Consider the following 6,562-nt stretch of genomic DNA (forward strand, 5'->3'; position numbering starts at 1 on the left):
ATCAATGAACCTCAAGCTTGTAGAGTAAGGGAGAATTCGTGATGATCAAACGTGGCTTGATCTATTTGGCGTGGCTGGGCGTTGTGCCATGCAGTTTGTGGTCGCTTTTACGCTGGACTGCGCTGGCAACTACACCGCAAGGTATGGTATTGCTGGTGTTTGATGCCTGGGTGTATGCCAGTTTATTGCCGATTGCGCTGCTGGCGGTTAGTTTGCGTCGCAATTATTTGCTGGGCGTGCTCGGCTTGAATATGCTGGTAGTTTTGGGCTTATATGGCGGGCGTTGGCTACCCCAATCAGCGAATTCGACCCCCCAAGATTTGCGGATTATGACCTGGAATGTGTTTTACAATACCCAAGATATTGCTGGCTTGGCGGCGACAATTCGTCAGCAACAGCCGGATATTGTAGTTTTGCAGGAATATAATTTTCAGCTTGACCCGCAACTCCCCGAAGCCTTGGAAGATTTGTACCCTTATGCCGCGCTTGATCCCCATTCGGGCGCTGGTGGTTTGGCGACGCTTAGCCGCTGGCCGCTGCGCGAGTTGGCTCCGGTTGCGCGTGGTGTTGATAGTTGTGGCTGCCAATATTTGGAGATTGCCACTCCAAACGGCCCAACCCGCCTGATCAACACCCATCCGCATATTCCGCTGGCCAGTTTCAAGGGCATTTATACCAAAACCCAGCAAGACCCAACCTTCGATCATTTGCTGAAATTGATTGCTGACCAAAGCCAACCCTTAATTTTGGCAGGCGATTTGAATACGACTGAACGCCAGCCCAATTATTTACGTTTACGTCAACAGCTTGGCGATGCCTACCAACAACAAGGCTGGGGTTTGGGCTATACCTTTCCGAGCAATGGCGCTATTCCCAAAGCGGTGCGTTTGGATTATATTATGCCCAACGCCCATTGGCAGCCCTTGCGGGCTTGGAATGGCACGGCTAATTTGTCGGATCACGGCTTTGTGGTCGCCGATTTGCAGCGTTTAGCCGAATAGTTTGAGGGTTAAGACGTATGACGGTTTATAAGTCTGCTGCTACAAAATATGCAGTTCCGTTTGTGGTTATTTTAGTTGTGGCAACAGTTATCCTTGTCAGTAAGAATGAATTTTTTGATGCAGCAATTAGTTTCGGGTTGTCTACGATTCCCATTGGCTTTACGTGGTTATCACATAAATGGCGTTTTATTACAGCTGATGATTATATGCACATCGATTCGCTTGTGCTTGGAAAAAAGATTAATTGGAATGAGGTTATTGCAGCTGAGGATATGACATATGATAATGGTATGTATCTGCTCCGTGTAATCAATAAAGATCAAATGTTTGAAATTCCAGTGACAATGTTGAAAGGCAAAGATATAGTTACAATTGTAAATTATGTGAATCAAAAAAATAAACAGTATGAAATTCCATTTAATCACGGTATTCCATATTTTAAATCAATGTATTATCAATATAAACCTAATATACTATCAAATATCGGATACTTTGCACCTGCCTTACATGATAAAACGAAAGTATGGAATATGGTGTATGGATTATCCTTATGTTGATTTTTTCTTTTATTAGTAAACGAATTGAATGGGTAAAATCGCCTGACAAGGATATAATAATACTAATAGTTATATCATTTGCAATGCTTGTATTAGGTTGGTTGCATTTACTTTTTGCCCAATTTCCACAAAACTTACGGGCGATTGAACACAATCAGCGTGAGCAGCACGAGCAGATGTTTGTGCCAACTGTGGCATCATCACAGCCCTATCGTTTGCCTTTTGTGCTTGTTTCAGTAGCTTTGGTGATAATAATTGCAGGATTTGCTTGGTATTTGACCCGTTGAGAAAAACGAGCGCCAGCTTAATTAAACTGGCGCTGCTTGTTATTTTAGCTGCGAATGCTGGCAAAAGCCGCTTGGGCTGCATTTATCGTTTGAGCGACGAGTTCGTCGGTATGGGCCGTTGAGACAAAGGCGGCCTCAAATTGCGACGGCGCAAGATACACGCCTTGCTCCAGCATGGCATGGAAGAATTTGCCAAACATGGCGGTATCAGCCCGCTTGGCCGATGTGAAATCATAAACCTCATCGCCAGCAAAGAAGAAGCCCCACATACTGCCAGCTTTATGCGCTTGGAAGGGAATGCCATTTTTGAAGGCGGCCTTCCAAAAGCCTTGACACAGCGTCGAAGTTACACCAGTTAAGCGCTCGAAAACTTCGGGCTTGGCAATTTCGCGTAAAGTTACAATGCCAGCGACCATCGCCAGTGGGTTGCCCGAAAGCGTGCCAGCTTGATACATTGTGCCAGCTGGAGCGACCATCTGCATAATCTCGCGTCGTCCGCCATAGGCCGCCGCTGGCAAACCGCCGCCTACTACTTTGCCCAAGCAGGTCAAATCGGGCATCACGTTGAAGTAGGCTTGTGCTCCACCGTAGGCCACGCGAAAGCCCGTCATTACTTCGTCGAAAATCAATAATGCCCCGTATTGATCGCAAAGTTGGCGCAGGCCTGCAAGATAGCCTTCGCGTGGCAGTACAAAGCCCATATTGCCTGCCACAGGCTCGATTACCAAGGCGGCAACTTGCCCAGCATTGGCTTTAAATAGCGCTTCGACTGCTTCAAGATCGTTAAATGGTGCGGTCAGGGTGTTGCTGGTAGCGCTTTTCAAAACGCCTGGGCTATCGGGCAAGCCTAAGGTTGCCACACCTGAGCCAGCTTGCACCAAAAATGGATCAGCATGGCCGTGGTAGCAACCCTCAAATTTGATAATTTTCTCGCGTTGGGTGTAAGCCCGCGCCAAACGAATTGCGCTCATCGCGGCTTCAGTGCCCGACGAAACAAAGCGCACCATCTCGACACTTGGTACTGCGGCGATCACCAACTCGGCCAATTCGCTTTCAAGCTCGGTTGGTGCACCAAAGCTTGTGCCACGTTGAGCTTGGGCACAAATTGCCTCGACTACTGCTGGATAGGCGTGGCCCAGAATTAACGGCCCCCACGACAAAACATAATCGATATATTGATTGCCATCGATGTCGTAGAGATAGGCTCCTGCGCCATGATCGATAAAGCGTGGCACGCCGCCAACGCCCCGAAAAGCCCGCACTGGGCTATTCACTCCGCCTGGTAAAAGTGCTTGGGCGCGTTCAAACGCCGCGCTAGAAGCATCGTTGATCACGTTTTTCTGTCTCCATATGTTATGTCTCGGGGATCGGGGATCGGGGGCTGGGGATCGGTTTTGAAACCACGAAGAACACGAAGAGCACGAAGAAACCCTGTATGTTCTAGATGTAATGGTTTATCGCACGAACAACGACCAGCATGCCCTCACCCCTAACCCCCTCTCCCGCCGGCGAGGCGAGGGGGAACCGCTCCAACAGTGCTCCCCTCGCCCGCCACAGTGGGCGAGGGGTTGGGGTGAGGGAACGGAATCCAATGAACCATTACATCTAGGCTCTATGTTCTATGCTCTTACTCTGCGCCTCTGCGCTAAATCCAATCCCCAATCCCCAACAGCCGATCCCCAGCCCTATGTTCTATGCTCTATGTTCTATGCTCTTCGTCCCTAGGCTTTCAACCACTGCGCCGCCGCCTTGGCATAATAGGTTATGATCATACTTGCGCCTGCTCGGCGAATTGCCAGCAAGCTTTCAAGTGCCACCCGTTGCTCATCGATCCAGCCGTTGGCAGCAGCAGCCTTGATCATGGCATATTCGCCGCTCACTTGATAGGCTGCTAGTGGTAGATCAAATTCTTCGTAAACTGCCCGAATAATATCCAAATAAGCCCCAGCTGGCTTGACCATCAGCCAATCTGCTCCCTCGGCGACATCGAGCGCGGTTTCGGCAATCGCCTCGCGGGCGTTGGCCGCATCCATTTGGTACGAGCGGCGGTCGCCAAATTGGGGTGTTGATTCAGCAGCTTCGCGGAACGGGCCATAAAAAGCCGAGGCAAATTTAGCTGCATACGACAAAATAATTGTGTCGTGGTAGCCTGCTTGATCAAGGCCATAGCGAATTGCGGCAATTTGGCCATCCATCATGGCGCTGGGAGCAACCACATCAGCGCCAGCCTCGGCATAAGCCACCGAAGCACGGGCTAATAATTCCAAGGTTGGGTCATTATCAACGGTGATTGTTTCTGGCTCACCGCTGGTTAAAATGCCACAATGGCCGTGGTCGGTATATTCGCACATACAAACATCGGCAATTACCACCAAATGTGGTGCTTGCTGTTTAATTGCCCGAATTGCGCTAGGCACAGGGCCATTCGCATCCCAAGCTGAGCTACCTTGAGCATCTTTATGCAAGGGAATACCAAAGAGCAGCACTGCTGGAATTTGCGCCGCAACCAGTTCATCAATCTCAGTGCCGAGCTGATCGAGCGAAAGTTGAAATTGACCAGGCATCGAGCTAATTGGCTTGCGAATATTCTGGCCTTCAACAATAAATAATGGGGCAATTAGATTATCAACAGTTAATTGAGTTTCACGTACCATGCGCCGTAATGTGGCGTTGCGCCGTCCGCGCCGCAAACGACGATTGGGCGTTGGCACGCTTTCGAGCATACTCATGCCAGTTCCTTCTCGGTTTTGGCCCATTCAAGCAGGGCTTCAACTAAGCCTTGGGTTGAATGTTCCGCTGCCTCTATATCAACATGCAAGCCCACATCAAGCGCGGTTTGGCTGGTGATAGGGCCAATTGTTGCAATGATTGTCTGATTTAAAAATTCTTGTGAATTGCGCATACCTGCCGCATGCAAGGCTTCGATGGTGTAGCGCACGGTTGAACTTGAGGTGAATGTCACCACATCAACCCGTTGCTGACGTAGCAACTCAGCCAATGCGACTACCTGTGGATCGGGCACGGTGCGATAAGCCACCACCGCCGTTACGTCTGCGCCACGTTCGATTAATGCTTCGCGCAACAGTGGGCGTGCAATATCAGCTTGGGGCAGAAAAATGCGTTGGCCAGCAATATCTTGAAATTCGACGAGAAATTGCTCGGCAACATAGGCATGCGGCACAAAATCGGGCGCATGGCCAAAATCAGTTAATAATTTGGCGGTAGCCTTGCCAATCGCGGCAATTTTTAATTGATTTAAGGCGTTGCAGGGCAAGCCTAAAACCCCATAACGCTCGAAGAACGCTCGCACGGCGTTGGTACTGGTAGCAATCATCCAATCGAAGCCTTCAATTTGGCTCAGAGCGCGGTCAAATGGTTGCCAATCGTCGGGTGGTAGGGTTTGAATTGCCGAGCAATAGAGCGTTTCGGCTCCATGGTCTGCCAAGAGTTGAGCGAACTCGGTCATCTGCTCACGGGCGCGGGTCAACACAATTCGCTTGCCCGTTAAGGGTGTGTGCATCGTCATTGTTGCAATCCACAATCTGTTGCTAGCACGCAGCTATAGGCGAGTATTCAATATGCAATTCATTAATCGTCGGCCTTGGTAGTATACAAGATTATGGCCTGCCCGCTGTTAATTCAAGCACGATCGGTTATGCCAAAACTGCTCTAAATCGCAACCGAGCTAGAGCAGTTCTCTCCCACCTTGAGCCAATAATTGTTGCGCTAGACTTGTCCCAAGCGCTTGCGCCGTACTCGCACTGCCAGTTAATTCACCGCGCACTAAGCGTCCATCAAGTGCTCCAATCATACCGATTAAGTGCAATTGGCCTATTTGATAGGTGGCAAATGCGCCAACCGCCACTTGGCAACCGCCGCCAATGGTGGCCAAAAAGGCTTTTTCGGCTTCAGCAGTCGCCCGTGATTCAGCGTGATCGAGCACCTTGAGCAAATCAGCAACTCGTTGATCGCCTGCCCGTGCTTCGATGCCCAAAATGCCCTGCGAAACCGCTGGAGTCATTTCGGCTGGCTCGAAAAATTGGGTCACACGCTTCAATAATCCTAAGCGTTGCAAGCCTGCTGCCGCCAACACAATCGCATCGTATTGGCCTTCGTCAAGTTTACGCAAGCGCGTATCAACATTGCCGCGAATATCAATAATTGTTAGATCGGGCCGTAAATGGCGCAATTGGGCAGCACGCCGCGGGCTACTCGTGCCAACCTTGGCTCCAGGCACCAAATCGGCAAGCCTGCGCCCTTCGGCTCCAACCAAGACATCGCGTGGGTCGGCCCGTTCGGGATAGGCTGCAATCGTCATGTCGGGCGCTAAAATTGAAGGCAAATCTTTGGCACTATGCACCGCCAGATCGACCTTGCCATTGCGCATGGCATCCTCAATTTCGCTGACAAACAGACCCTTATCGCCAATCGCCGCCAATGGTCGATCCAAAATCGCATCGCCCTTGGTGGTGATGTGTTCAAGTTCGATCGTTAATTGGGGATGCGCCGCCAACAAGGCATCGCGCATGGCGTGGGTTTGCACCAAGGCCAATTGGCTTTTGCGCGTTCCAATGGTTAATATGTTCATGCTGTCATTCTTAACTATAGAATAAGTGAATAAAGTATTTTTCGTGGATTAATAATCATTGGTGATCACCACCCTTCCGTCCCGCCTCAAGGCGGGAAACGCAGGGGGCTTTAATCCCCCTGCACCCCC

7 protein-coding genes are annotated in these 6,562 nt (G+C 50.1%); 3 read left to right on the plus strand and 4 right to left on the minus strand.

The window, feature by feature from the left end; genetic code table 11:
• Positions 1 to 41 precede the first annotated feature (41 nt).
• The 3 genes from DEF47_RS18470 to DEF47_RS18480 are packed head-to-tail and all read left to right on the plus strand — an operon-like array spanning position 42 to position 1,845.
• Positions 42 to 1,001, plus strand: coding sequence for an endonuclease/exonuclease/phosphatase family protein (locus DEF47_RS18470; protein ID WP_012191085.1), 960 nt, complete (start codon positions 42 to 44; stop codon positions 999 to 1,001).
• A 17-nt stretch (positions 1,002 to 1,018) separates the two neighbouring features.
• Complete coding sequence (locus tag DEF47_RS18475; RefSeq protein ID WP_012191084.1) at positions 1,019 to 1,558, plus strand: hypothetical protein; 540 nt, start codon at positions 1,019 to 1,021, stop codon at positions 1,556 to 1,558.
• Complete coding sequence (locus DEF47_RS18480; RefSeq protein WP_287045284.1) at positions 1,552 to 1,845, plus strand: hypothetical protein; 294 nt, start codon at positions 1,552 to 1,554, stop codon at positions 1,843 to 1,845. Before DEF47_RS18475 ends, DEF47_RS18480 begins: the two co-directional genes overlap by 7 nt.
• A gap of 44 nt (positions 1,846 to 1,889) precedes the next feature.
• Here DEF47_RS18480 and hemL read toward each other — a convergent pair whose 3' ends face one another.
• The 4 genes from hemL to hemC all read right to left on the minus strand — a co-directional run bounded on the left by hemL (position 1,890) and on the right by hemC (position 6,433).
• Entirely contained in the window at positions 1,890 to 3,179 is a 1,290-nt protein-coding gene (gene hemL / locus DEF47_RS18485; protein WP_012191082.1) for a glutamate-1-semialdehyde 2,1-aminomutase, read from the minus strand.
• 387 nt (positions 3,180 to 3,566) lie between these two features.
• The gene (gene hemB / locus DEF47_RS18490) at positions 3,567 to 4,574 is read right to left on the minus strand and encodes a porphobilinogen synthase (protein WP_012191081.1); all 1,008 of its coding nucleotides are present in this window, start codon (positions 4,572 to 4,574) and stop codon (positions 3,567 to 3,569) included.
• Positions 4,571 to 5,371 carry a uroporphyrinogen-III synthase gene (locus tag DEF47_RS18495; RefSeq protein ID WP_012191080.1) on the minus strand — a complete coding sequence of 267 codons (801 nt, stop codon included), beginning with the start codon at positions 5,369 to 5,371 and terminating at the stop codon, positions 4,571 to 4,573. Before DEF47_RS18495 ends, hemB begins: the two co-directional genes overlap by 4 nt.
• A gap of 159 nt (positions 5,372 to 5,530) precedes the next feature.
• Positions 5,531 to 6,433 (minus strand): hydroxymethylbilane synthase, encoded by a 903-nt coding sequence (gene hemC, locus DEF47_RS18500; protein ID WP_012191079.1) that lies wholly within the window; start codon positions 6,431 to 6,433, stop codon positions 5,531 to 5,533.
• Positions 6,434 to 6,562: the final 129 nt, after the last annotated feature.

This window comes from Herpetosiphon sp., from assembly GCF_003512625.1.
Taxonomy (GTDB): domain Bacteria; phylum Chloroflexota; class Chloroflexia; order Chloroflexales; family Herpetosiphonaceae; genus Herpetosiphon; species Herpetosiphon aurantiacus.

Bases quoted from the DNA above. Each gene is read 5' to 3' on its own strand.
- DEF47_RS18470 (WP_012191085.1), top strand. From the start codon at position 42: ATGATCAAACGTGGCTTGATCTATTTGGCGTGGCTGGGCGTTGTGCCA.
- hemB (WP_012191081.1), bottom strand. From the start codon at position 4,574: ATGAGTATGCTCGAAAGCGTGCCAACGCCCAATCGTCGTTTGCGGCGC.
- hemC (WP_012191079.1), bottom strand. From the start codon at position 6,433: ATGAACATATTAACCATTGGAACGCGCAAAAGCCAATTGGCCTTGGTG.
- DEF47_RS18495 (WP_012191080.1), bottom strand. From the start codon at position 5,371: ATGACGATGCACACACCCTTAACGGGCAAGCGAATTGTGTTGACCCGC.
- DEF47_RS18475 (WP_012191084.1), top strand. From the start codon at position 1,019: ATGACGGTTTATAAGTCTGCTGCTACAAAATATGCAGTTCCGTTTGTG.
- DEF47_RS18480 (WP_287045284.1), top strand. From the start codon at position 1,552: ATGTTGATTTTTTCTTTTATTAGTAAACGAATTGAATGGGTAAAATCG.